Source organism: Siphonobacter sp. BAB-5405, assembly GCF_002872335.1.
In the GTDB taxonomy this organism is placed as follows: domain Bacteria; phylum Bacteroidota; class Bacteroidia; order Cytophagales; family Spirosomataceae; genus Siphonobacter.
Map to the genome: position 1 here is coordinate 91,647 of NZ_NJAG01000036.1, position 22,244 is coordinate 113,890.

General features: G+C 49.7%; 18 protein-coding genes and 1 riboswitch. Of the genes, 11 read left to right on the forward strand and 7 right to left on the reverse strand.

Annotation, left to right across the window (positions count from 1 at the left end):
- Positions 1 to 80: 80 nt before the first annotated feature.
- Complete coding sequence (locus tag BWI97_RS19820; RefSeq protein ID WP_102202470.1) at positions 81 to 947, reverse strand: AraC family transcriptional regulator; 867 nt, start codon at positions 945 to 947, stop codon at positions 81 to 83.
- Between the two features lie 312 nt (positions 948 to 1,259).
- Between BWI97_RS19820 and BWI97_RS19825 the strand changes: the two genes are divergently transcribed.
- From BWI97_RS19825 to BWI97_RS19840, 4 genes are all read left to right on the forward strand, one after another.
- Positions 1,260 to 1,976, forward strand: coding sequence for a hypothetical protein (locus tag BWI97_RS19825; RefSeq protein WP_102202471.1), 717 nt, complete (start codon positions 1,260 to 1,262; stop codon positions 1,974 to 1,976).
- Entirely contained in the window at positions 1,973 to 2,956 is a 984-nt protein-coding gene (locus BWI97_RS19830) for a S8 family serine peptidase (protein ID WP_102202472.1), read from the forward strand. Before BWI97_RS19825 ends, BWI97_RS19830 begins: the two co-directional genes overlap by 4 nt.
- A 77-nt stretch (positions 2,957 to 3,033) precedes the next feature.
- Positions 3,034 to 3,288 (forward strand): hypothetical protein, encoded by a 255-nt coding sequence (locus BWI97_RS19835; protein ID WP_094808618.1) that lies wholly within the window; start codon positions 3,034 to 3,036, stop codon positions 3,286 to 3,288.
- Positions 3,289 to 3,295: 7 nt separating this feature from the next.
- Positions 3,296 to 3,556, forward strand: coding sequence for a hypothetical protein (locus tag BWI97_RS19840; RefSeq protein ID WP_102202473.1), 261 nt, complete (start codon positions 3,296 to 3,298; stop codon positions 3,554 to 3,556).
- A gap of 232 nt (positions 3,557 to 3,788) precedes the next feature.
- On the opposite strand, the gene BWI97_RS19845 is transcribed toward BWI97_RS19840, so the two are convergent.
- Positions 3,789 to 4,454, reverse strand: coding sequence for an alpha/beta fold hydrolase (locus BWI97_RS19845; RefSeq protein WP_158242802.1), 666 nt, complete (start codon positions 4,452 to 4,454; stop codon positions 3,789 to 3,791).
- 206 nt (positions 4,455 to 4,660) lie between these two features.
- On the opposite strand from BWI97_RS19845, the gene BWI97_RS19850 reads away from it, so the two are divergent.
- The 3 genes from BWI97_RS19850 (at position 4,661) to BWI97_RS19860 (ending at position 9,684) form a co-directional block, all read left to right on the forward strand.
- Entirely contained in the window at positions 4,661 to 5,002 is a 342-nt protein-coding gene (locus BWI97_RS19850) for a helix-turn-helix domain-containing protein (protein ID WP_094808614.1), read from the forward strand.
- Between the two features lie 301 nt (positions 5,003 to 5,303).
- A riboswitch (cobalamin riboswitch) is annotated at positions 5,304 to 5,564 on the forward strand.
- Positions 5,565 to 5,732: 168 nt separating this feature from the next.
- Positions 5,733 to 8,099 carry a TonB-dependent receptor gene (locus tag BWI97_RS19855; protein ID WP_102202475.1) on the forward strand — a complete coding sequence of 789 codons (2,367 nt, stop codon included), beginning with the start codon at positions 5,733 to 5,735 and terminating at the stop codon, positions 8,097 to 8,099.
- Between the two features lie 46 nt (positions 8,100 to 8,145).
- On the forward strand, positions 8,146 to 9,684 hold the full coding sequence (locus tag BWI97_RS19860) for a PepSY domain-containing protein (protein WP_102202476.1): 1,539 nt from the start codon (positions 8,146 to 8,148) through the stop codon (positions 9,682 to 9,684).
- A gap of 72 nt (positions 9,685 to 9,756) precedes the next feature.
- Here BWI97_RS19860 and BWI97_RS19865 read toward each other — a convergent pair whose 3' ends face one another.
- Complete coding sequence (locus tag BWI97_RS19865) at positions 9,757 to 10,488, reverse strand: DUF1080 domain-containing protein (protein ID WP_233207918.1); 732 nt, start codon at positions 10,486 to 10,488, stop codon at positions 9,757 to 9,759.
- 406 nt (positions 10,489 to 10,894) lie between these two features.
- Here BWI97_RS19865 and BWI97_RS19870 point away from each other — a divergent pair, with 406 nt between their 5' ends.
- The 3 genes from BWI97_RS19870 (at position 10,895) to BWI97_RS27730 (ending at position 14,453) form a co-directional block, all read left to right on the forward strand.
- The gene (locus tag BWI97_RS19870) at positions 10,895 to 11,854 is read left to right on the forward strand and encodes a DUF4421 family protein (protein ID WP_102202477.1); all 960 of its coding nucleotides are present in this window, start codon (positions 10,895 to 10,897) and stop codon (positions 11,852 to 11,854) included.
- A gap of 1,415 nt (positions 11,855 to 13,269) precedes the next feature.
- Positions 13,270 to 13,941: a response regulator transcription factor gene (locus BWI97_RS19875; protein WP_094808610.1), complete on the forward strand. Its 672-nt coding sequence runs from the start codon at positions 13,270 to 13,272 to the stop codon at positions 13,939 to 13,941.
- Between the two features lie 335 nt (positions 13,942 to 14,276).
- Positions 14,277 to 14,453 carry a hypothetical protein gene (locus tag BWI97_RS27730; protein ID WP_158242803.1) on the forward strand — a complete coding sequence of 59 codons (177 nt, stop codon included), beginning with the start codon at positions 14,277 to 14,279 and terminating at the stop codon, positions 14,451 to 14,453.
- A gap of 10 nt (positions 14,454 to 14,463) precedes the next feature.
- Here BWI97_RS27730 and BWI97_RS19880 read toward each other — a convergent pair whose 3' ends face one another.
- The 4 genes from BWI97_RS19880 to purL all read right to left on the reverse strand — a co-directional run bounded on the left by BWI97_RS19880 (position 14,464) and on the right by purL (position 20,007).
- The gene (locus BWI97_RS19880) at positions 14,464 to 15,198 is read right to left on the reverse strand and encodes a LytTR family DNA-binding domain-containing protein (protein WP_102202478.1); all 735 of its coding nucleotides are present in this window, start codon (positions 15,196 to 15,198) and stop codon (positions 14,464 to 14,466) included.
- A complete protein-coding gene (locus tag BWI97_RS19885; RefSeq protein ID WP_158242804.1) occupies positions 15,195 to 15,899 on the reverse strand; it encodes a sensor histidine kinase in 705 nt (234 codons plus the stop codon). Before BWI97_RS19885 ends, BWI97_RS19880 begins: the two co-directional genes overlap by 4 nt.
- Before the next feature lie 44 nt (positions 15,900 to 15,943).
- Positions 15,944 to 16,219, reverse strand: a complete 276-nt coding sequence (locus BWI97_RS19890) for a hypothetical protein (RefSeq protein WP_146010984.1) — start codon at positions 16,217 to 16,219, stop codon at positions 15,944 to 15,946.
- A gap of 131 nt (positions 16,220 to 16,350) precedes the next feature.
- Positions 16,351 to 20,007 carry a phosphoribosylformylglycinamidine synthase gene (purL, locus tag BWI97_RS19895; RefSeq protein WP_102202481.1) on the reverse strand — a complete coding sequence of 1,219 codons (3,657 nt, stop codon included), beginning with the start codon at positions 20,005 to 20,007 and terminating at the stop codon, positions 16,351 to 16,353.
- A gap of 359 nt (positions 20,008 to 20,366) precedes the next feature.
- Between purL and BWI97_RS19900 the strand changes: the two genes are divergently transcribed.
- Complete coding sequence (locus BWI97_RS19900; RefSeq protein WP_102202482.1) at positions 20,367 to 22,223, forward strand: glycosyl hydrolase family 65 protein; 1,857 nt, start codon at positions 20,367 to 20,369, stop codon at positions 22,221 to 22,223.
- Positions 22,224 to 22,244 lie beyond the last annotated feature (21 nt).

The following is a 22,244-nucleotide window of genomic DNA, read 5'->3' on the forward strand; positions in this document are numbered from 1 at the left end:
CTGCTACTAGTTTGATAGGACAAATCTCCATTTAAAAGGGAGGAAATGAATAAAGAGAATCAAACCGAAAAGTATGATTTTCAAACTTTACGCGTTCGAAGGAGATTAGGCGTACGGCCGGTGATTCGTTTAAAGTAATTGTGAAAGTAGGTGGGGTATTCAAACCCGAGGCTGTACGCAATGTCCGCGACACTCCAGTCCGTGTGTTGTAAAAGGGCTTTGGCTTCCGCCGTGATTCGCTCGGCCAGGTGGACGGAAGTCGGCTTTCCAGTACTTTCCTTAACGGAACGATTAAGGTAGTTGACGTGTACCGAGAGGGCTTCGGCAAAATCCTGAGGCGTTCGGAAACGAAGCGGACTAACGGGACTTTCAATAGGGAACTGCCTTTCCAGCAGATCCAGAAAAAGCTGGGTCAGCCGCGTAGCTCCGTTCTTGGTTGAAAGCGTAGGCAGGGGCGGCTGAATGCGTAAAGCTTCCCGTAAAATCAGCTCCAGACAGGTTTTCAACAAGTCTTCCTTGTAGTCGTAATCGCTGGTATAAACGGATCGCATTTTTTGAAATAGACCGCTCATGAATTCCGTCTGCTCAGAACTAAGCGAAAGAACGGGCGAACCATCGAACCGAAACAAGGGTGAGTGCTGGAGCAATTCCGTACGTTCCCGACCCGCCAGAAAAGTTTCCGTAAAGACGCAGGCGAATCCCTTTCGTTCCGTGCGGTGTTCTACCGCATGAGGCACCCGGGGGTTGAGCAGAATGAGGTTACTGCCGCTCAGATCCATTTTGTGTCCGCCGTAATCCAGCGTCATTTCCCCGCTGATCAAAACGATTTTATAAAAATCCCGCCGACCATGGGGTTGGGCAGGGTTGGCCACTCCGGTTATTGGGTAGACTTTAAAACCTTTGAAGTCTGTCGTAGTCGGGGTGGGTGAGGTCGAGGAAATGTTCATCCGGCAAAGGTAATAAAATCAAACCTTACCATTCGCTTCGCTGTGAACCAATAGAATGCGGTTTGAATCTTCTATTACAGCTTTTGCCGTACCTGTTCTCCTCACAAAAGCTGTATCAAACACCGGCAGGTAGAGAAAGCAAGTAATGCCCCTACTGAAAAGGACACTCCCTTTCGTACGCATTTCATATTCCTGAAAAGCAGGAGCGATGGTGTTACCATCCGTGGGTGCGGTTGCGACTAAGAGTTTGATTTTGCCAGCAAGTGTTTACAAGTCTGATACTATTCTTCAACCTTTTAACCTGTTTAACTGATGGCTAAAACAACCAAGCCTTTCCCGGGCGAACCGCCGACTGCCGGCGGCCCGGAAGGTCCGCAACGGACGCAGGTAGTCGTGATTGTCCGGCCCGGTTTCTCGCCGGAGCAGGGAGCCAGCCTGTTGGCGAATGCCCCGGCCGCAGAATCCGTATCGTTCCGGCCTTTGTTCAACGATACCCCCGCAAGGCTATCCACGCTGGAAGCCTCTACGGAACCCGCTCCTGATTTAAGCGTATACTACGTTACGGAAGTGCCCGCTGAGCAGGCAGATCCTCTGATTCAGTCCTTATTGCAACGCGAAGAAGTCGAGGGAGCTTACGTACAGCCGCAGGCCACGTTGCCTTTCATTGAAACAGCGGTACGGTCCGCCGCTCCGGATCCTTCCATACCGGTTACCCCTAGTTTTGTCGATCGACAGGGCTATTTGCAGGCATCGCCCCAGGGCGTTGATGCAGTGTTTGCCTGGACGTATCCGGGTGGACGGGGAGCGAATGTGCAGGTGATCGACATTGAAGGGGGATGGAATTTTACGCACGAAGATCTGGCTCAGAACTCGGGCGGATTACTCAGCGGCGTACAGCGAGCCGACTGGCGAAACCACGGAACAGCCGTACTGGGTGTAATCGGTGGAGATACCAATACGATCGGGGTAACGGGCATTAGCCAGATGCCAACCTGCGGGCTATTTCGGTGTACCGGGATGCGGCCATGACCTATAATCTGCCCCAAGTTATCCAGTTGGCGGCCGATAGCCTCCGGCCGGGTGACATCATTCTAATTGAACAGCAATATTCGCACCCAACCCTGGGCCTTACGACCGTGGAATGGTGGCCCGCTGATTTTGACGCCATTCGTTATGCCGTCAGTCGGGGTGTCATTGTGGTCGAAGCTGCCGGCAATGGCAACAACAACCTCGATGCGGTGGGCTACAATACGGCTTTGACGGGTTTTCCGGCGACCTGGCGGAATCCGTTTAACCGGGCCAACCGGGACTCAGGGGCCGTGGTAGTAGGAGCGGGAAATCCGCCGCCCGGTACGCACGGACGCAATGTCGAGACGGGCAGTGGAGAAGTATACACCGACCGGGCACGCTGCAATTTTTCCAACTTTGGTTCCATGATCGACGTGCAGGGATGGGGTTGGGAAGTGACGACCACGGGTTACGGCGATTTACAGGGTGGGCCCGAAAACGAACAGTATACCGATACGTTCAACGGTACGTCGAGTGCTTCGCCGATCGTTGTCGGAACCCTCGCCTGTTTGCAGGGCATTCTTCGGGCCTACGGACGCATCCCGCTGACGCCCGCACGGGCCCGGGAAGTACTCCGCACGACGGGTTCTCCCCAACAGGCCGCAACCGGACGTCCGCTCACGCAACGGATCGGTAATCGTCCCAACTTACGCCAGTTGATTCCGCTCGTCTTACAAACCAATACCTGGTCGGGCGTGCAGTTTACGGGCAGTTTGGGGGCCAATGCTACAGGTCGCTGGTATACGTTCAATTGGCCCGCTCACTGGCACGTCGTATGGACGGCCGTTCCTACTACGCCGGTACCCGGTGCTCCGCAGCTTAAAATCAAAACGCAGGTAGAGCGGGCTTCGGATGGCTTCATTACCTATTGGCTCAATGTAACCAATCTCAGTAACCGGCCCCTGAATTTTGAAGGGAGGTTTACGGTACTGGGCTGGTAGTCTCAACCTGCTGAAACAATGGGGTCTGATAACCCGGATACAAATTTTTCTTAACCTTATTTCAAACCTTCACGATCATGAGAGTTGGTGTTCAATTTACGGGTACGGTAGCGGCCAATGCCTCCGCCCAGTGGTATACGTTCAACTGGCCGGCTAGCTGGCACGTCATCTGGCATGTGGTACCTACGTCACCACGGACTGGAGCCCCCCAGGTGGAATGGGAAACTCGCGTAGAACGGGCTAACGCCACGTACGTAACCTATTGGGTATTAATTAAAAACCTGACCAACGTACCGGTCAACATCGAGGCCCGGTACGCGGTTTTGAACTAGCATCGCCATGAAAATAACCATTGAAGTAGATCCCAAAACCGAAGTCGTTTCTGGCTCAGTAAAGTCAGACTCAACGCCGAGTTACACCGGCGGGGAGCCCCAGGGAACAGATCCCGCGAGTAGTAATACCGGTACGACTACGACCTCGGGCGACCAGCCGGCCGGGGAACCTCCCGTCTGGCTATTGGAGGCCATTGAAAACGCTCCGAGTCCGGCAACTGCGGAGGAGCCGATGGGGACCTCTGCGGGTACAGCCCGCCTTGAGTAGCTCAGTGTTTTTGCGGTTCGTAAAATTCCGTTTAGAATCGTAGGTTCGATCTATTGGGCAGGAATGGATTTCATCCGTTCCTGCCCTTGTCGTTTAATAAAATAGAGTCTGAGACTCAATTTCTGGCAGGTTTTCCGGAGTACTTGGTTCTTATATATTCCATTCGATTCCTCAGGAAATGTTTCATGACTGATGAAAACTTACCATCCAGTTACGAACGAATCCTCAGCCGTTACTTTTCCAGTACCAGATCTAGTTTTTTTACCAGATTTTCGGGTTGTTCCCGCATGGAATAATGGCCGCCTTCAAAGGGGTAAATCTTCCAGTTTCTGGCCCTGGCCCGACTTAGGCCCATGGCGTCCGTATGGCTATCACTTTTGCCGTTTTTCGTCATGACAATGAAAGCAGTTGGAATGTATTTAACCCGTGGATTGCTAATTCTTAGCGGCTCCGTATAAGTTTTAATGGGCTGAGGTACGTCCATGGGCGGCGTGGGTTTGGTAGGACCGAAGGGATAGGTCATCACGCTGTCTTTGATGTGCGATACCATCAGGGCGTCCCAGATCGGACCACACACATCCTTGGCACTTTCTCCATCATTGGGTACCATTGCGTCCAGGTACACGAGTTGCCGAATGCGGTCGGGTACCTGCTCCGCCACGCCCGCTATGACCATGCCGCCGTAACTATGTCCGACGAGAATTACGTTGTGCAGATCTTCAAACCGGATCACATTCACAATATCCGAGATGTACGTACTCAGGTTGACGCTGGCATTGGACAAATGCACGCGTTCGCCCAAACCTGTAAGCGTTGGTCGGTAGACTTTATCCCCTTTGGCCGTTAGTAAGGCATTCACTTTAGCGTAATCCCACCCACCCGACCAGGCCCCGTGCACGAGCAGAAAGGTTCGTGGCGTACGTGATTGGGCCAGACTAACGGTGGATACTAGAAACGCGAGTAAGAAAAAACAGATTTTTCATGAATGATCTTGTTCAAAAATGTGAATGCGACAAAACTAGCTACATTCACTTTCGAAAAGATAGCTGTTACCTGTGGGTAAGTAGTTACCTGGGAGTAAGTACGTATGAACCATTACCAAACATGAAAAGCACCGAACCCGCTTGCCAGTATGAATTGAAAGTAGCCAAAGATGCCATGGAAGTCATTCAGGGCAAATGGCGGATTCCCATTATCATCTCCCTGACGTATGGCAACAAACGCTTCGGTGAAATCCAGCGGGATATTCCGGAGATCTCGCCCAAAATGCTTTCGCAGGAACTAAAGGCCCTGGAAGAAAATCAGCTCATTACCCGTACGCTGTATGATAGTATGCCCGTCACGGTAGAATACGCTCTGACCCCTCTGGGCCTGTCCATGAAAGACCTGTTAGTCGAATTACGCAACTGGGGGAAGCATTTCAGAAAAGAGATTGTGGGAAAATAAGAAGCGTTACCTTCACTTCTATACTGAATTGTCTCTACCAATCCTTGGAGTCAGGGACGGGTTTAAGAGCTGAAAACAGGAGCGACACTGAAATGGCTGCAAACGCCTAAATTAGCCGCTCGGCGGGTAAAACGATAGAAGCCTTCCTATTGACTTTCCTCTTTTGCAGGGCCTGGCTAAACCGTAGTTAATCGGGCTAAAGCTGAGTAAGGTTGAATAAGGACATTAGGTAATGTTACCTCTTCCTTCTTTAATCTATCATTTTTAGCCTACCTTCGCGGCCTCATTCAAGTTCTTTACTTCTTATTCCACGGAAAAAGGTTCTGTCGAAAGACAGATTAATAGGGAATCGTGTGTAAATCACGAGCTGTCGTGCAACTGTAAGTTCTACGCAGTTTGCGGTTGACCGTTTTCCGTTTTCAATTATTCAAATATTGACAACGGAAAACTGAAAACTGCAAACGGCATACGTTTCAGACAACTGAGCCACTGTATCACTCGGTATGGGAAGGCGTCTGAAATGGAACAAGTCAGGAGACCTGCCTTTTTCTTAGCTGATCATGCTTTCACGGTTTAGAGCGTTATCAAGGGGAGCTTTGCTTTGTTGTAGGGGCACCACTGTGCCGATATGCGTATGCCCGTGCGTAAGCTTTCCTGATTTCCTCTGTATTCCTGTCTCATCATTAGCTAGAACGCAAGCGAAGAACTTTTAACCTTTTCGTTAAAAGTTATGCTCCCCATTTCTACTTCACGATTAAGTAGCAAAGCCCTTTTTACCACCTGGGTACTCCTCTGCGGTGTACTCTTAAAGGCATTCCCGCAACACAAAAACGGTTCGCTGGAAGGGCGAATTGAAACGGAAACCCAGGAACCCATCCCCGGCATTTCCATTCGTCTGGAGCCTATGGGCCTGGGAGCAATCACCCAGGCCGACGGCAGTTTTAAACTGCAGGCAATTCCGGCGGGAGCGTATACTCTCACACTGAGCGGCATCGGGTACGAAGTACGTCAGGTTCAGGTACAGGTCAAAGCCGGCGAAACCCTGCCCCTGCACTATCAGCTCAACCAGAAAACCCACGAGCTTTCGGTTGTGACGGTAACCAGTCAGCGAAACCGCTCCTTTTCGGCGATTAACAAAATCGATGTTCCGCTGCGGGATCTGCCTTTGTCTACCAGCTCGGTCAGCTCAAAAACCATCGAGCAACGCGGCATTGATGATCTGGGGGATGCCATGAAAAATACCACGGGCGTTCGCTCCAACAACACCTACGGCGGTTTTCAGCACTTCACCATTCGCGGCTTCAGCAACTTTGTCGTACTGATGGATGGCGTTCGGGATGAGCGACATAACATTTCCACAAGTGCTCCCAACACGAATTTAGCCAACGTCGAACGCATCGAAGTACTGAAAGGCCCGGCTTCCGTTCTGTTTGGGCACTCGGCTTTGGGTGGTATCATCAACATCGTACGGAAACAGCCTACGGCCGATTTCAGGGCTAATTTTTCCGCGACTTACGGGAGTTTCAATACCCGTCGGATGCGGGCTGGTGCGGGTGGTTCGATCAACCCGAAGCTTCGGTACCGGATGGATTTCGGGGTGTCGAATACCGATGGTTTCCGGCAGGCGGGTATCTCTACCAACAATGCCTACGTGGCCCTGGAATATACACCCACCCGCAAGGACTACTTTTATTTGTCGTTAGGAGCCAATAAAGATGTGTACCGCACGGATTCGGGTATTCCCGTTTTGGCGGGCGGCGTGCTGGTTCCCGGCATGGATCTAATGACGCGTTACAACGACCCCGCTGATTTTTTAAAGCATACTCGAACGGATGTTCAGTTTCGCTACGTGCGGCAGCTTATGGCCAACCTGAAACTTTCCAATCAGCTCTCGTATTCGGACGATAACATCGATTATTTTTCAACGGAAGAACTGACGCTCAATACCCGGCGGGATTCCATTACCCGCTCGTTTCCCTACTACTTCAATCACCTCACCAAGCCCTTACAAAATCAGCTGGAGCTGACCTACGATCTCAACACCGCCAAGGTTTCGCAGAAGATTTTGCTGGGGTATTCGCTTAGCGTACTAGACCGTAAAACGTATAACGGTACGATTTTTGGTCCCGGCAAAGGAGCAACCATTCCCGTACAAAACCCGATTGAAAACCAGGGATATATCGATTACTACGATACCTACTACCGGGCTACGGATGAAACGGTACACGGGATTTACTTACAGGATTTCATCCGGTTTTCCGAAAAAATCAAGGCATTAGTTGGGTTGCGTTACGATGTATTCAAAGGCGAATATTACACCGATCAGGTGGACAAAGACCGCCAGGTAACCAACTACGGAGCGAAATCAACCATAGCCCGGAATGCCCTGACCTATCGGCTGGGACTAGTGTATCAGCCCATTGAACCTTTATCCGTTTACGCCTCGTACTCAACGTATTTCAAACCCTCTCGCCGGGTAGCTCCAAATGGGGAGACGTTCGATCCAGAAACGGGTTATCAGGCTGAAGTGGGCTCCCGACTGGAGCTGTCATCAAAATTTGCCGCTTCGGCTTCGGTGTACTACATGCGAAAAGACAATCAGGTGGAAGGTCTGCCCGGTGGCGTGTTCAAACGCGTAGGTTCGGCAGAATCGAAAGGTTTTGAAGTGGAGGCTCAGGGCAATCCCGTCGCGGGCCTTGATTTGACGGTGGGTTATACCTTCACCAAAGCCCAGTATTTACCCTACGCCAGTGCGGAGGTAAACCCCGTGGCGGGTAAAACGGCGGTACTGGCTCCGAAGCATCTGGTAAATGCCTGGCTAAACTACACGATTCAGCAAAAAAACTTGAAAGGGCTGAATGCCGGGGTGGGCTTCAACTATCAAAGCGAAGCCTTCGCCAACTCGGCGAATACGTACGTTTTGCCGGCCTATCGAACCGTCGATGTGGCCCTGGGGTATCAGCTGAACCGCGTGAGCATTCGGGCGAATGTGAATAACCTGTTTAACGAACGCTATTTCACCAACGTGATCTTAACCCGGCAGTTTTATCCCGGAGCCACCCGTAATTACCTGCTGACGCTTAGTTACCAACTTTAACCTTTCAGCCGCGGACTTTTGGAGTCTGCGGCTTTGTATATCTTTCGTGAAAACAGTCACCAAAGCCATTCGGCTCGTTCATCGCTACCTGGGATTTGCCTTGAGTCTACTGTTTCTGGTCTGGTTTCTGTCGGGACTGATGATGATGTACGTGTCGTATCCGACGCTCAAATCACACCAGAAGCTGCAACAAACGCCTCCGATTGATTTGACAACCTGCCTGTTAACGCCGGCAGAAGCGATTACTAGAGCAGGAGTAACGGATTCCATCAAATCCATTCGCTTAGGGATGGTACTGAATCGGCCCGTATATCGGATCGTTACCCTACAAAACCGCCAGCTTAGTATCTACGCGGATAACCCGGCTATTTTGCCCTATGCCAGTGAAAGCTTTGCTCGTCAATTGGCTCAGCACTGGTCCCATGCGGGGGTACAGCAGGTTGAAAAGTTAACGGAGATCGATCAGTGGATGGCGGCCCACCGTTCGCAGGGTTATCTGCCCGAAGTGTATCGTATGCAAATGGACGACGAAGCGGGGACTTATGTGTATGTGTCTCCTTTTTCAAACGAAGTCGTTCAGCAGGTTACGGCCCGGCAACGGTTACTGGCCTGGCTGGGGCCAATTCCGCACTGGATTTATCCGACGTTCCTCATCCGTAACCGACCCGTCTGGAGTCAGATAGTCATCTGGGTTTCCATAATCGGAACCCTGATGTGTTTTGCAGGATTGGCGATGGGCTTCATTCGCTACCAACGCAAACAGACCGAATCGCTGGCGTTTAGTCCGTACAAAAAACGCTGGTTCCGCTGGCATCATTACACGGGTTTTGTCTTTGGGCTTTTCGCGTTTACCTGGGTATTGAGCGGCTTGTTTTCCATGAGCCCTTTCAACTGGGCACCCTCCACCCGCCTTTCATCGCAGGCAACCGAACGCTGGATGGGTGGCCCGCTGAACCTGACCTTATTTAAAGTAAATCCGGCAGCGGCTTATCAGAAGTTATCGCGGGAACTGGTACTCAAAGAGATACACTTAATTCAGTGGAACGGCAGACCTTACTACCTGGCTCTGCAGGACGATCATCACACGCGTGTACTGGCGGCGGATGAAGCCGAGGCCAATCCATTCCAGAGCTTTGAACCTCAGGCAATCGAGGAAGCGATTCGGAAACTGGAACCGAAGGTAGCGGTGCTGGAATCGAAAGTCCTGGACCGTTATGACGCGTACTACTACGCGAAGAACGGCGAAAAACGTTTGCCCGTGTTACGAACTAAACTCGACACCCCCGAGCAAATCTGGTATTACGTGGATTTAAAAACGAGTCAGGTGGTATCTAAACACCAGACATTAACACGTGTCGAACGCTGGCTGTATCACGGGTTACACAGTCTGGATTTTAGCTTTCTGTTAAACCGCAGACCGCTTTGGGATATTACCCTGATCGTTTTATTACTCGGAGGAACCGCTACCAGCAGTACGGGCCTGGTACTAACCTGGCAGTGGCTGCAGCGAAAAAGAGTTACGCAACGAAAGCAAACAACCGTCCGAAAAGGGGCTATCCAGCCCGTTTCCGAACGGTTGAAATGAAGGGTGACCGGAAAGAATAGTGAGTCACAGTCCCCTGATTGAAGGAAGAGTAAGAAGACCGTTCAAGTCCTCTTACTCTTCTTTTAGTTTAAGGTTACGAAAAGAAATCCCCTGCATCCAGTCCTGCAAGGCCAGGTGTCCTTTAGTAGCCTTGCCAAAAGCCGGGAAGTGTTGAAAATTCGTGTTTTTAATTTTTTGTTTCCATTCCGACGTAGTCAAATCCTGTTCGGCGGTTAAGACGCCATTGAGGTAGAATTCGATTTTACCGTTTTTCTGCTTGATTTCGGATTGATTCCACTCACCCACGGGTTTGGTTACGGCTTCGTTTTTCTGGGGAGCAAATCCGTACAGACAACCCGCTCGTTTTTTCGGATCAGCGTTATAATCATAATGCGAAGGTTCCAGCAGTTGGTACTCCGGCCCCGAAGCCCAGGCGGTGGGAATGTCCTTGCGTTCAACCACATTGATAAAGACGCCACTGTTGCCAGCCTTGGAGATTTTCCATTCAAACTTCAAATCAAAATTACTGTACGTTTGATCAGTGACCAGATCGCCGTGCTCCAAAGTTGATCCCGTACCGTTCGGAACACACTGTAATTCACCCTTGTCCACCCGCCACACGGAAGGTTTGTTTCCCTGATTATAGAGATGCCAGCCCTGAAGCGTTTTGCCGTCGAACAACAGCTTCCAGCCCTCTTTTTTTTCCTGAGCAGAAAGTTGATTAACGGCTGGAACGTCCTCCGAAAACGCGGTAAGGATCAGTGAAGCGATACTGGCATAGGCCATCAGTGCTAAAAGTCGCATGTGCATAAAGGATTTATTCCGAATAAGATACTCCGGCAATCTAGCAAAGAAATTTGGCTTGTACAGGGGCAATGATCGAATACGTAGACGGAAGGAGCGGGCTGAAAGACCATAAAAGAAGCTGGTTTTGGAAAGCCCCTCGTCGGGACCAACTGCCTACGTGTACGACCAGTCCATATTATAGAGTAGACTCGAATACCTGCCATGGGGACGCTCAGCAATGATCTTGCTTTGTTCTTTTCCGAATGTACTATATTCAAAAAATGAACAACTCGGAGTGCGGTCCGTTGTAGTCCTTACATGGCTTGAATCGTTAGATCGCTGGTAATCGATGGAGGGGATCCGTAGTTGAACGTATGAACTGAAGAAAGCGGTATAAAAGCACTATTTGTTGGTGATTACTACAATGAAAAAGTATGGTTTGTTGATCGGGTGTTTGGTCATGCAGGTATTAATGGCTGCGGCACAAGCCGTCGATACCACCTATATCCGACCTTTCTCGAAACCGAATACCCTTGAGGTCTACTCTGGTCTGTATAACATCAACTTCGATTTTTCGGATCGGTATTTTCAGAAGAATGACTTTCAGTTGCGGGTCAACCGGAGTGCGACGCTAGGGGCGGACCTGACCTATAAATGGCTGTATGTGCAATATGCGTTCAACCTGCCCGGCACCATGCTGGATAATCAGGCTAAATTCAATTACCGGCAACTTAAGGTCAGACTAGGCAACCGCAAGTGGATTTTGCAGCCTTTCTATCAGTTTTACAATGGACTACTGATTCCCGAAGGCAAACACCGGGGGTTCGAAATTTTTCGCGGCATTACTTTTGAAAGTGCGGGAGCAGAAGTGATGTATTATGTTCATTCCAGTCAGTTCTCTCCGAAAGCCGCCTATGCTTTTTCCGAGCAGCAACGCCGTTCGTCGGGCTCGGCTTTTGTTACGGCGACGGGTCTGTGGCACGCGATCCGTTGGCCTGTTCCCTCGCCCGATTTAATCGAAGATCCCGGCACGTTTACCCTGTTATCCCGAAATCCGGCCTGGGTATCACTCCTGCTGAAGGGCGGGTACGCGTACAACCTGGTCATCCATAACTGGCTCATTGCTCCTTCGGCTTCGATTGGCGTTGGAGGCTTGAAAGAAACGCACGTAAAAAGAATGGCAATCAGGTCAGTAACTCAATTGCAGGGGAACCTGAATGCGGGTTACAACGGCAGTAACTGGTATACGTATCTAAGCGGCTCCTGGACCAATCTAAATACGGAGTTGCTCATCAGGGATATGCAACGCGTCAGCTGGACGCTTACCGCCACGGCGGGTTTTCGCTTCCGATCCAGTCGAAAGAAAATGCTTTCCATTCTGTAAGCGGTCGCAGTTGTTGATTAACGTGAGAACCCGATAGCGTAGCTGAGGGGAGTTGGGTATGATTCGATCACTAAGGATCTTACATCAACCCGTTAATTTGTGGTGAGATGAGGAAGCGTAGGTAAAAACCTTCAGATCCTACTGGTTGAGCTGTTCGTACAGGGCTATACGAAATGGGCCGTTTACGACAAACGGTTGAAGTACATGAGCGTGAACCCAAGGAGAGAGAAAGATGAACCAGTATAAAGAAATTTGAAGGCGGAGCCGGATGGCACGCACCACTGCAAAGGGTGCGATTTACAAAGGCCGCAATCGCCGAATCTGTAACCGCATACATCCAGAGGATCCGTAGCGAACCTTGGCTGAGGCCAGCTATTCACCGTTGTATGCTGCCCCAAGGGGATAGTTTCGACCTGGTTGACTGCACTAACACACCCTTCGCCAAATACTACCTGAGTTGATAAAACGTATACTTATAAGCGTTATGGATATTTCGTATCGACTCATGCCCGATCATCCTATGCTCTGCTTCTGGAACGGGCGGAATTCGGCATCCACCCTTTGGTTCTGGAAGAGGTTCATGAAAACGCGTTAATGGGTCTCAAAGGTCTGATTCACTGCAAATAAAGAAATGAGCGGTAGAGAAAACGAACGGTGATTGAACCTGCAAAGCAATCGTTAAAAACAAAAGTGGATTGAGAATAAAAAGAACAATGAAGATTTTAATACAGAAGATGGTCTGGAGATTCTCTGCTTCAACGGATCTTAAATAATAAGTTTTTATAAAAAAAGTATTTAATGGTTTGGTGATTATAAAATATTAATTTCAGTATCCGTAAAATAATTAATTAGAAAAGGATAGGCATGTAGTAAATATTTAAAAAACAAGTAGTAATAATTTATGTAATTGTAGTAATAATTATTACAAACCTTGAATTTATAAGTTAAGACGCAGAGTTGATAATCAGGTATTTATGCATTATTTGCTAAAATTAACTCATATATAAAAAAGAAAAAACCAAGAGTGGTATTTCGCTCAGGATTAGTAGTCTGGTTCAAAAATCAGTTCTAGTGATAGATGTAGTCAGTTGATTGTTAGCGTGTTAACTTAGTGTGCGTGATTTTGCAAGCAAGAGATTTGTAGAAATATGAAAATGTATCAACCAGTCATGTAAAGCTGTGATATCTAAAAAGTAATGCTTAAGATAAGAACTATAAAGTATACCTGTAAAGTAACTTACTGTTTGATGCTACGGTAATTACCGAGCTTTGTAAAGCGGGAATTCAATCAATAAATGCAAAAGCTGAAAGCAACGACAGGATTTGGTGTAGAGTCGTTTAATAATTTTATGAGATAAATTACTTCCATTCATGTGTAGATTTAAGCTCAAACTTAAACTATTCATGTCATACGTATGTCAACGAAAAATGTACTTATTTGCGAAGATCATCCCGTTGTTAATTTTGGGATGAAGATGCTTTTAGAGGTAAATTTTTCTGAATTTACTCTTTATCAAAGCTTTACTTACCTGGAAGCTTTAGACTATTTTAACAAGATGCCCATCGACTTGTTGATTTTAGACCTTAATATACCGGGCGGAAATTCTATTAAAATGCTGGATTCTTTTCTACGCAAGCAGCCCAATGTCCGTATTCTGATTTTTTCAGCTTATGATGAGAAAATATACGCCATTCCCTGTTTAAGATCTGGAGCGAAAGGGTACATCAGCAAAGACGCCCACAAGGATGAAGTAATTCAGGCCGTACACACCGTTAGCAGGAATGAAAAATACCTTAGTCCCGGAATGAAGCAGATGAGTATTGACAAGCTAATCAATCAGCTGTTTTTGCCTTCCAATCCCATTGAAAACCTTTCAGTGCGTGAAAAAGAAGTATTGCATTACATTGTGGAAGGTTTCAAGCCTACCCAGATAGCCAATCTACTGAATCTGCACATTTCTTCCATCAGCACAATCAAAACCAGATTGTACAGGAAGCTGGGTGTAGATAGTCTGGCTTCACTTTTTCAGGCCGTGCAGCTTATTCAGGATACGCACCAGGAGAAGCCCAATGATCGCCCCTTCTAGCAGGATTCAGGCATTGGATGGTCTGATGAAAAATGTCTATTGATTCAGAAAGTAATACTGAATGATAAAAATGGTGTAGGCTAGCTAAAATTTTCCAACAATGTATTGGCAAAAAATGCGGTAGTGGTTCGCATACCAGCCAGAATAGTACCTGTTACGAATTAACCCACACTTTGAACGTTTTCCATACCTCCTCGCAGGGGAATCCTTCTTTAGCACCGGGCCAGGGCCTGAATTGAGTAGGCTGTGAAATGGGAAGGTATCTGTCGAGTTTACCTTACTAGGCTTGGTGTTGCCCGACCTTATCTATTCTTTCCGGGCTATTTTGCTCCAGCATGCCAGGAGATTCGGGTCGTTTCTTTTTTGATCGGGATAACAAACCTAATGTGCTTAATGTAGCCGTTTCACGGGCGAAGGATAGGTTCATTGTCTTCACCAATCGAGCCATTTTGAACCCTAAAACGTCTACTCCATCGGGCGTACTGGCCAATTTTCTGGATTTTGATTCCTGATTACTGCAGCTTAGGAATTAATCCATTCCTTAAAGGCCTGTACCCGGTCGCGGCTTACGTACACCTCTTCTTCGTCGGCGGGAATCAGCTCCAGCTTGAGGCGACCGTTGAAGTGCGGGTGAATTTTCTGGATGCTGTCAATACAAACGAGACGATTGCGGCTGATGCGATTGAATCGTCGGGCATCGACCTGCTCGGTGAGTTCTTCTAATGTCGCATCGACCAGCAGTTTCTGTCCATCAAAGGTGATTAGAAAGCTAAGCTTCTGATCGCTCTTGAAATAGGCAATGTCCTGAGCTTTGACGACCGTAAATCCATTTCCCTTCCGGACCATAAACCGTTCTTTGGGTTCGGATTTAGGTGTTTCCGAACCCTTCGCAAGGAACCGCTGAGAAAGGTACTCGTACTTTTTCAACGCCGCCCGCAGCTCTTCCGGATTAATAGGTTTCAGCAGATAATCAATACTGTTTTGCTTGAATGCCTGAATCGCGTACTGATCGTAAGCCGTGGTGTAAATGATGGGAGCATCGATGGCTAATCGCTCGAAGAGGGCAAAACTTTCCTGGTCCTCCAGTTGAATATCCGAGAAAATCAGATCGGGTTCGGGATGCGTACTGAACCAGCTTACCGCCTTTTCAACCGAAGGCAGTACGGCCAGGACATCCAGCGAGGGATCGATTTGCTGAAGCAGAATACGAAGCTTTTCAGCCGAAAAAAACTCGTCCTCAATAATGACTACGTTCATAATGAATCGTTCAAAAGGGGTAAGCCCACACGAAACGTGTCCGCCGTTTCTTCAATGCGAATGGACTGTCCGGAAAAGTAGCGGTAGCGGGCTTCCAGGTTTTGCAGACCAATCCCACTACTGTGGACTTTTACCGTTTTTCGGCGTAAACTATTTTCTACCCATATGACCTGATCCTGCGTATAAATGGACAGACTCAGCGGATGGTCCTCGGAAATATAATTATGCTTTACCGCGTTTTCGACCAGCAGTTGAATAGACAGGGGTAAAACCTGAGCCGAGGGTGTCGCAATCCGCAGGTGCATCTGGATTTTATTGTAAAACCGCACGTTCAGCAGAAAGCAGTACGCTTCCACTACGGCCATCTCCGCCGACAAGGGAACCTGTTTTTCCTCGGTATGGTCCAGCACGTAACGGTACACCTGAGCCAGCTTGGAAATGTAGCGGTCAGCCAGAGCGGGATCCTGATACACAACGCCACTGAGTACGCTCAAACTGTTGAAAAGGAAATGCGGATCGAGCTGCTTTTTCAACCCTTCGACGCGGGCTACTAGGTTTTCCTGCCGTAGTTTTTCCTGTTCCAAAAGCGATTGTTTCCACTGATTGAACAGAAAAGCTCCTTCGTTAAAGGCAATGAATAAAAGGGCCAATAGAAAAGAGACAAAGCCATTCTGAATGATAACGCCCGCCGTAATAAGCACCGAAGAGACCAGTCGGCTGTACAGTAAAATCCCGCAGATCAGGATCAGGAGGAGAACAGGAAAATGCCCAGTACCTCATACACCAGATGCTGGGTCAGACTTTTCTCCCAGGGGAAAAAATACAGCGTCAGGGCCTGAATGAACTTACTGCCTTCCCAGATGACGTAACTGGTCACGGTAGCTACCAGAATGGAAAGCAGGTGAGCGGTCGAGCCCAGTTCCATGGGCACGTAAAAGGTGGGCACTACCACGCCAAAGCAGCAGGCTCCGAGGACCGCCGTTATCTTAACCCGAAACCGATACGAAAAACGTTCTTTCAACTTCTCGTGCAATTAAAATCGAAATCTACGGCAGTCCGGCGTTTCCACGCAAGCAAGATCTAAAGTTCCAGCCGGGAGTAGGGGTTCCAACGAAAAACGGGCTCCGTTTCCAGAGCCCGTTTCGTATGCTATTACTTGTGATTCAATAGCCAGTTGCGTGCGTTGACGAAGGCTTCCATCCAGGGCGATACCTCGTCGGTACGGCCCGCCGGGTAGTAGGGCCACTGCCATTGCAGAGCCGAACGCTCGGCGTGGGGCATCATCACCAGGTGACGACCCGTTTGATCGCTCATCATGGCCGTATGGAACGACGATCCATTGGGGCTGGCCGGATACGTTTCATAAGCGTACTTGGCCGTGATGTGGTACTCGCTCTCGGCGTAGGGCATTTCAAAACGTCCCTCCCCGTGGGAAATCCACACACCCAGTGTACTGCCCGCCAGCGACGAAAGCATTACGGAGTTGTTTTCCTGAATCGTTACCGTAGTAAACAGACTTTCGTGCTTGTGCGAATCATTGTGCCGCATTTTGGGCTTCTCGGCGTGCTCGGGGTTAATCAGGCCCAGTTCAATGAAGAGCTGGCATCCGTTACAAATCCCTACCGAAAGCGTATCCTCACGACCGAAGAATTGCTCGATGGCCTGCTTGGCTTTTTCATTGTACAGGAAGGCACCCGCCCAGCCTTTGGCCGAACCGAGTACATCCGAGTTGGAGAAGCCACCGACGGCACCCAGGAACTGGATGTCTTCGAGGGTTTCGCGACCCGAAATCAAATCCGTCATGTGTACGTCTTTAACATCGAATCCGGCCATGTACAGGGCGTTCGCCAGTTCCCGCTCGGAGTTACTGCCTTTTTCCCGCAGCACGGCGGCTTTGGGACGGAAGGCTCCGGCTTCGGGCTTCTGACCCGTAAAATGAGTCGGGAAGCTGTACTGGAGTACGTGGTTTTTGTAGTTTTCGTACCGCTCCTTGGCCAGCTTGGGACCGCTTTGTTTCTGATCCAGCAAGTAAGAAGTCTTGAACCAGACGTCCCGCAGGTGATCAATGTCCAGCGTATACGTAGCCTGCTGATCCTTGATCGTCAGCGTGGGCTGCGAGATTACTTCGCCTAGTTTATGGAAGGCAACGCCTTTTTCCTGCAGTACGGCTTCTACGGAAGCATCGGCCTGGAAGACAATACTGATGTTTTCGGCAAACAGCTTCGCTACGCTATCCTGCTCACCCAGGCTGCTCAGGTCGAGCGTGGCTCCGAGGTTGCGGTCGGCAAAGCAAAGTTCCAGCAGCGTCGTAATCAAACCACCGCTTCCTACGTCGTGACCCGCCTGGATTTTACCGGCCTTGATCAGTTCCTGAATGGTATTGAAAGCCGTTTTGAAGGCATCGGCGTCGATCACGTCGGGCGTTTCATTACCAATGCGGTTGAGTACCTGAGCCAGCGATGAACCGCCCAGCTTGTACTGATCGCCGGAAAGGTTGATGTAGTAAATCGATCCACCGTCCTTCTGTAATACGGGTTCCACAACACCGCGTACATTATCGCAGGGACCTGCCGCCGAGATAATGACCGTTCCGGGGGCAATGACGTCTTTGTCGGGGTACTTTTGTTTCATCGACAAGGAATCCTTACCCGTAGGAATATTGATACCCAGGCTAATCGCAAAATCCGAACAGGCTTGCACGGCCTGGTACAGACGAGCGTCTTCGCCAGGGTTTTTGCTGGCCCACATCCAGTTGGCCGAAAGCGAGACGCTTTTCAGCCCTTCTTCGAGCGGTGCCCAGACGAGATTCGAAAGCGATTCAGCAATGGCATTCCGACTACCCGCTGCCGGATCAATCAGAGCGGAAATCGGAGCGTGACCAATCGAAGTGGCAATCCCGTCTTTCCCCTGGAAGTCCAGTGCCATGACACCCACGTTATTCAGGGGCAGGTGCAGCGGTCCGACGTTTTGTTGCTTGGCTACGCGGCCACCTACGCAACGGTCGACCTTATTGGTCAACCAGTCTTTACAGGCGACGGCTTCCAGTTGTAGTACCGCTTCCAGATACGTTTCCAGCTGGTTTACGTCATAGCTGACGGGCTGGTAGGTACGTTCCAGACGGGTATCGTTCATGACCGTCTTGGGAGCACTGCCAAACATATCGGCCAGTGCCAGATCCATGGGTTTGGAATCGGTCGTGTGGGAAGCAATGGTAAAGCGATGATCGGCCGTTACTTCGCCCACGGCGTACATAGGAGCCCGCTCGCGGTCAGCAATGCGTTGCAGTGTTTCCAGGTCTTCGGTGCCAATGACCAGACCCATGCGTTCCTGCGATTCGTTGCCGATGATTTCCTTGGCCGAAAGGGTAGGGTCACCCACGGGCAGTTTATCCAGGTTGATCGATCCGCCGGTTTCTTCGATGAGTTCGGACAGACAGTTCAGGTGCCCACCCGCACCGTGATCGTGAATCGATACGATGGGGTTCTGATCGCTTTCCACCAGGCCACGCACGGCGTTCGCCACGCGTTTCTGCATTTCGGGGTTCGAACGTTGTACGGCGTTAAGCTCAATACCCGAACCGAACTTACCCGTATCGGCCGAAGATACGGCCGCTCCCCCCAATCCGATGCGGTAGTTATCCCCACCCATCACCACAATCTGGTCACCCGGTTTGGGTTCGTGTTTTTTCGCCTGTTCGGCTTTGCCATAGCCGATACCACCGGCCTGCATAATGACTTTGTCGTAACCCAGCGTGCGGCCTTCTTCCTCGTGTTCGAAGGTTAAGACCGAACCCGTAATCAGCGGCTGACCGAATTTATTACCGAAATCCGTAGCTCCGTTGGACGCTTTAATCAGGATGTCCATCGGCGTTTGATACAACCACTTGCGTTCCGCTACGGCTTTTTCCCAGGGGCGATCCTGCTCCAGACGCGACAGGGCCGTCATATACACCGCCGTACCTGCCAGCGGAATGGAACCCTGACCCCCGGCCAGACGGTCGCGAATTTCACCACCCGAACCCGTAGCGGCTCCACTGAAGGGCTCCACCGTGGTGGGGAAGTTGTGCGTTTCTGCTTTAATCGAAATCACCGAGTCGAACTCGCTGACCTGATAAAATTCGGGTACGTCGGACCGCTTGGGAGCAAATTGCTGCACGCGGGGGCCTTTGAGGAAGGCCACGTTATCTTTATACGCAGAAACAATCCCATTGGGGTTGGTTTCTGACGTTTTGCGAATCAGTTTGAATAGTGAGGTCGGCTGAGCTTCTCCATCAATGACGAAGGTACCATTGAAGATTTTGTGACGGCAGTGCTCGGAGTTTACCTGCGAAAAGCCAAAAACTTCCGCGTCAGTAAGCTTGCGACCGATTTTCTGGGACAAATCATTCAGGTACGCTACCTCATCTTCATTCAGCGAAAGGCCTTCCTGCTGGTTGTAGGCGGCAATATCGTCGAGTTCCAGGATGGGTTCAGGCGTACTATCAATCGTGAAAATAGCCTGATTCAGCTCAGTGTATTTTTGCGAAACCATCGGATCAAAGTCCGTGAAGTCCGCTTCTACCTGCGTAAATTCTTCAATTCGGCTGATGCCCTGAATATTCATATTCTGGGTAATCTCTACCGCGTTGGTACTCCAGGGGGTAATCATGGCCGCCCGGGGACCCGTAAACACCTGGCTCAGGGTGGTTTCAGCAAGGACGGGGGCATCGCCAAACAGCCAGCTTAACTTAGAAAGGTCCGAATCCGTAAGAGACTGCTGGGTTTCCACTGCATAAACAGTAACCCGATCCGCAGAAAAGAAATAAATCATGATGGGAGTCTTGTGATATAAGCTCGGTACTTACCCGCAAAGGTAGCGTGATATAAGCGTTTCTTCGTGAAAAAACATGAATAAGGCAACGGTTAATCCACTAATTCGAATCAGTAGGGCTATTTAAACCTTTGTTGACCCGCCAGAAAGCGGGCAACCGCATGCCTTACCTGTTCACTATTCTTTAGAGAGGTAACTCCGTTTTATGGTGGTCCGTTCCTTACCCAAGATCAAGAAATACGCGTCTCTGACCGGAGGAGCTAGGGGCAAAATCCTTTTTTGAAGCTTCAAGAGTTGAAACCTTCCGTTTTCCGCTACTACCTTAGACCAGCCTTCGGGCTTAACCTCTTAAACCAACGATGAATCAACCTCGACTCCTTCCATTTCTACGTGGCTATTTCTCCGGGATTTGTTGGCTGGGCTGGCTTCTCCTGACGGCCTGTACCAGTCAAAAATCAACCTTGTATACCCTTGAATTACAGCGATTAAAAGATGCCTCCAAACAAACCTTGTCCGCTCACGTGGATGAGTTCAACCAATATGCCAATCGTCCGGCGTCCGATGGCCCCTTTAACGCTGGTAACAATAAAGCGTTTTTACTGGAAAACGTGCCTTTGTTTCGTAGCTCCGCTGACAGTCTGACCAGGGTTTATAATTACCGCTGGTGGATGATTAGCAAACACCTGAAAGAATACGACGATCCCGAAGACCACAAAAAATACTGGGTGGTTACCGAGTTTTTCGGCGTGAAACCCTGGGCTTCCCTCAGCGGAGCCATTACCTGTCCCGCCGGACATCAGTTTTACGACGTACGCTGGTTGCGAGATGATACCTTTCTCAAGTCCTACGCGGATTATTTCATGCGGGGCTCGGCTTCCCGGCTACCGCAGCGGGAGAACGGGAATTTCCTGACGTATCTGAGTCGACCGGAAAGTCACCATTTTTCGAGCTGGATGGTGAACGGCGTGGAGGCTTTTCAGAAAATTCATCCCGATCCGCAATGGCTACACGCGGTATTGCCCGCGATGGAAAAGCATCAGCAGGTCTGGGATTCATTGTTTACGGTGCATACGCCCCAAGCCAAAACGGCGGGCATGTACAAAATACTCGATCTGTACGATGGCATGGAATTCAGCCTTTCGGCCGTTCTGGGTCTGATTGAAAGTCAGGGGCCGTATAGTCTGTACACCAAAGACAACTGGCGGAAATACTACCTGGGTTGGGAAACGACCGGTAATGCCGCCCAATCGCAACAGGCCAAAGACTATCCTACGGCTTTCCGGAAAGGGTACCCGGACTATTATCTGGTCCGACCTTCCGTGAATAGTTACGCCTACGGCAACCTGAAGTCGCTGGCTGATCTGTACCGATGGGATCAGGTCCGGTATACAAACAAGCATACGAAAGCAGAGGCGTATACGGCCAAAGCTCAGGCCCTTCAACAAAAGGTACTGAACGTGCTCTGGAACACGCAGGATCAGTTTTTCAATACGCTGAGTGCCGGAGACAATGCCTTTGGTGTCGGCGATTTTGAGGCACGGGTACGGGAGTCGGTGGGATATACGCCCTGGTATTTTCAGTTGATTCCGAAGCAGAACTACCAGACCTACGCGAAAGCCTGGGACCTGTTTGCTTCGCAGAAAGGCTTTTACAATGCGGCGGGTATGACGACGGCGGAGCAGCAGCATCCCTATTATAATGAACAGGCCTACGCCTGGAATGGCCGGGGCTGGCCTTTTGAAAATTCAGTCGTATACAAAGGATACGCCAACTACCTGCGATCGTATCAGGGAAATAGTTCGTCCGCCGAGAAACAACTCCTGTATGATTACATTGAGAAGCTCTCCCGGATGCATGGTACGAAAGAACTGAACATTGGCGAATGGTACATTCCTAGTAATGGAAAGACATTCGGCGGCGAGTCCGATTACTTCCACTCTACGTTTCCGGATATTATCATCGAAGACCTGATTGGGTTTACCTCCTTTCATGACAATAAATTCTCCGTATCACCCCTGGTACCCGAGCAGCAGTGGGACTATTTCTACCTGGGTAATATCCGCTATCATGGACACGATATTGACATCGTCTGGAAAAAAGACTGGGATTCAGCCACGCCGGGCAATCAGAGTAAACTTTGCATCTGGGTGGATCAGAAGCTCAAAGCGAGCCGGGATCAGCTCCACGGAGAAATTACGGTTCAATTACCGAAGTGAAAGCATGACTTCATACGGGCT